Source organism: Halogeometricum sp. CBA1124, from assembly GCF_009741955.1.
Classification (GTDB): Archaea; Halobacteriota; Halobacteria; order Halobacteriales; family Haloferacaceae; genus Halogeometricum; species Halogeometricum rufum.
In genome coordinates, this window is sequence record NZ_WPCD01000276.1 from 1 (window position 1) to 3,809 (window position 3,809).

Annotated in this window: 2 protein-coding genes and 2 pseudogenes; 2 read left to right on the forward strand and 2 right to left on the reverse strand. The window is 67.9% G+C overall.

The window, feature by feature from the left end; genetic code table 11:
- Positions 1 to 192: 192 nt before the first annotated feature.
- Both GJ632_RS20225 and GJ632_RS20230 read right to left on the reverse strand, forming a co-directional pair.
- Positions 193 to 836 (reverse strand): annotated as a pseudogene (locus GJ632_RS20225) (plastocyanin/azurin family copper-binding protein).
- 85 nt (positions 837 to 921) lie between these two features.
- Positions 922 to 1,977, reverse strand: coding sequence for a M42 family metallopeptidase (locus tag GJ632_RS20230; RefSeq protein WP_191453865.1), 1,056 nt, complete (start codon positions 1,975 to 1,977; stop codon positions 922 to 924).
- 118 nt (positions 1,978 to 2,095) lie between these two features.
- Between GJ632_RS20230 and GJ632_RS20235 the strand changes: the two genes are divergently transcribed.
- Positions 2,096 to 2,359, forward strand: coding sequence for an MTH865 family protein (locus GJ632_RS20235; RefSeq protein ID WP_089805282.1), 264 nt, complete (start codon positions 2,096 to 2,098; stop codon positions 2,357 to 2,359).
- Positions 2,360 to 2,488: 129 nt separating this feature from the next.
- A pseudogene (locus tag GJ632_RS20240) lies at positions 2,489 to 3,809 on the forward strand (S9 family peptidase); the annotation flags it as partial.

The following is a 3,809-nucleotide window of genomic DNA, read 5'->3' on the forward strand; positions in this document are numbered from 1 at the left end:
GTCGGAACCGCCGTCGCCGCCGTCGTCGGCGCCGTCGTGGGACTGGTCTCGACCGGGGTCAACCTGCTGCTGTTCCGTCTCAGCGGCTGGGTCGTCCCGAGCGGCGGAGACGACGCGGAACGCGCGTGAGGCGAGCGAACCGACGGCTCTCGCGGCGTCGAAGCGACCGAATCGGAAGCGGCGAGGCGCCGACTACTCCTCGATGTCGTAGTCGCCGCCGTACTTCAGGAAGAAGAACGCGAGGCCGAGCGTCGCGACCATGGTGAACGTCGTGGCGATGCCGAGCGTCTTCGCGGAGTCCGGCACCGACGGGACGTTCGACGGCGCGGGCGCGAGATGGACTCGACGACTTCGATGGTCCCGAGCATCCCGGCGGACTTGTGGGGCGCGCAGTGGTACTCGTACTCGCCGAGCGTCTCGAACGTGTGCTCGTAGGTGAAGCCCGTGTTCTCGATGGGTTCGTGGCCGGACCAGCCGGCGTCCTCGGGTTGGCTGTCCACGACGATGTTGTGGTTGTCGGACTCCCAGTTGAACGTCACCGTCGTGCCGGGCGTAATCTGGAGCGGTTCCTCCGTCCCCGGCGTGAAGACGAGGCTACCGTCCGGGCCGACGGCGACGGTCTCGCTCCCGCCGCCACCGCCGCCACCACTGCTGGTGCCGGTGCCCGTCCCCGCGGACGTGCCCGTGCTGGTTCCCGTCCCGGAACTGGTTGCGGTGCCCGTCGACGTCCCCGTCTCTTGCGCCGCGGCCGCACCGGACGCGCCGGCCGCCGCCGCCGTCCCGGCCGCAGTCGTGAGGAAGGCACGGCGGGACATCTCCGCGTTGCCGTCAGTCATGGTCGGCGCTTAGGGGTCCGCTGTAGTGAATACTTTGGTTTCGACTCGTCGTCCGGTCGCGGGAAATCGCCCGACAGGACGGGGTTCAGAGCGTGTAGTCGTGTTCGCCGGTCTCCGTGTCGAGGAAGGCGGTCAGCAGGTCGATGGTCGCGTCCACGTCTTCGACGTGCGCGCTCTCGGTGACGGTGTGGAGGTACCGGGTGGGGACGGAGATGGCGCCGACGGGTTTGGCGCCGTGAGTGTTCTGAAAGCCCGCGGTGTCGGTCCCGCCGGCGGGGAGAATCTCGTACTGGTAGGGCACGTCCTCGGCGTCGGCCACGTCGCGGAGGCGACGGTGTACCTTCGGGTTCGTGATGACGCTGCTGTCCTTGAGTTTGATGGCGGTCCCCTCACCGAGTTCGGTGACGTGGTCGCCCGCCTCGAACCCGGGCACGTCGTTCGCGACGGTCACGTCGAGGGCGACGGCGAGGTCCGGGTCGAGGTCGACGCCGAGGGCCGCCGCGCCGCGCAGACCGACCTCCTCCTGCACCGTCGCGGCGAAGTGAACCGTCACCGTGGGGTCGTCGAGACGCTTCGCTGCCTCCAGCATGGCGAACAGGCAGACCCGGTCGTCGAGCGCCTTTCCGGTGACGTGGTCGCCCATCTCGACGGTCGTCTGCTCCATCGTCACGAGGTCGCCCACGTCGACCGTCTCCGCGGCCGCGTCGCCGTCGAGGCCGAGGTCCACGTACACGTCCTTCACCTCGTCGTCCTTCTCCTTCTGCTCCTCGGTGAGCGTGTGCGGCGGCGGCGACCCGATGACGCCCGTCACGTCGCCGTCCTCGGTGTGTACCTGCACACGCTGAGCCTTCAGGATGCGCGGGTCCCAGCCACCGAGGGCGTCCAGTTGGACGAACCCCTCGTCGGTGACGTGGCGGACCATGAAGCCAATCTCGTCCATGTGGGCGGCAATCGCCACGGAGTAGTCGGAGTCGCCCTCGACGGTCCCGACGACGTTGCCCATCGCGTCCGTCCGCACCTCGTCCGCGTGCGCTTCGAGTTCCCGGCGAACCACGTCGCGGATGCGGTCTTCGTACCCCGGAACGCCACTCGTCTCGGTCAACTCCCGCAGCAACTCGAAGTCGAAGTCGTAGTCTGCCATGGTGGCATCTTTTGCCAGTCGAGACTAAAGGACTCGTGTCTCGGAACGTGTCGTGAACTGACAATCTGTTTGGAGTTGTTCCGGAACGTTTTTGCCGTGTATCTGTGCATTAGGTGGCATGGCAGACGTAGAGGCGGAACTCCGCGAGCAGTTCACCGAGGCGTTCAGTGACGCAGACTTCCCCGTCAAGAACCAGATGGACCTCGTCCCCGCACTCCCCAACGGCCCGGGGACGCGGTTCGAGGCGGGCGACGGCGAAGTGAGCTTCACGGCGATGGAGATGGCGGCCAAACTCGGCTCCCACCAGGAGTTCCCCTACGACGACGTCGAGACGCTCGTCGACGACGTCATCGCGGGGCTGAAGGCCGAGGACATGATCTGAGTTCCGGCGACCGAATCGCGGTTCGCTCGATTTTTCGACGCTCCTTTCGCCCGACGCTCCGACGAGCCACGTCTTCGTGACGGTTCCGACACACGAAGCATTACGGTTCCGCCGGCGGAACTGACTCCCATGACGCACGACATCGAGCGGTACCTGACGTCCGCAGCGCGTACGGCGCGTCGTTCGGTCCCGGCGGCGAACGGCTCTCCTTCCTCATGGACACGACGGGCGTCCCGCAGGTGTGGACGGTGGACGGACCGGGGGCGTGGCCGGAGCAGCGGACGTTCTACGACGAACGCGTCACGTTCGCCTCGTGGTCGCCCGAGAACCCCGAACTCGTCTTCGGCATGGACGAGGGCGGCAACGAACGCCAGCAACTCCTCCGCTACGACCCCACCGCCGGCGAAGTGACGAACCTCACCGCGACGCCGGACGCGAAGCACCGCTGGGGCGGGTGGAGTCACGACGGCGAGCGGTTCGCGTTCACCTCGAACCGCCGCGACGAGTCCGTCTTCGACGTGTACGTGCAGGGCCGCGAGGAGACGGGCGAGGACGCCGAGTTCGTCCACGAGGGCGACGGCTGGCTGACGCTCGGCGGGTGGTCGCCGGACGACTCCAAGCTACTGGTTGAGGAGGCGTACTCGAACTTCGACCAGGACGTGTCCGTCCTCGACCTGGAGACGGGTGAACTGACGCACCTCACGCCGCACGAGGGGACGGTCCGGTTCCAGAGCGCCGAGTGGGGACCGGACGGCGAGAACGTCTACCTCGTCTCCGACCGCGAGAGCGACACCACGGACCTCTGGCGCGTGAACGTCGAGTCCGGCGAGTTCTCGCTCGTCGCCGCGGACGACGAGTGGGAGATAGACGGCGTCGCCGTGGACCACGACTCCCGTCGCGTCGTCTACTCGACGAACGTGGACGGCTACACCGAACTCGTCGTCGGCGAACTCACCGCCCCGGACCGAATCGACGAGTACGCCGTCCCGGACCTGCCGCGGGGCGTCGCCGGCGGCGTCGCCTTCGCGCCCGACGGCGACCGGTTCGCCATCACGGTCACGCGGAGTTCCGACACGGCGAACGTCTACGTCGTCGACGCGAAGACGGGCGAGGCCGAACAGTGGACGCACGCGGCCACCGCGGGCATCCCGCGCGACACGTTCGTCGAACCCGAACTCGTCCACTACCCGACGTTCGACGGGCGCGAGATACCGGCGTTCTTCTCGGTCCCTGACGACACCGCCGACGGGGAGACGCCGGTCATCGTGGACATCCACGGCGGTCCGGAGTCCCAGCGCCGGCCGTCGTTCAACGCGGTCAAGCAGTACTTCCTCGCGAACGGCTACGCCGTCTTCGAACCGAACGTCCGCGGGTCGGCGGGCTACGGGAAGGCGTACGGTCACCTCGACGACGTGGAGAAGCGGATGGACTCGGTGGCCGACGTCCGGGC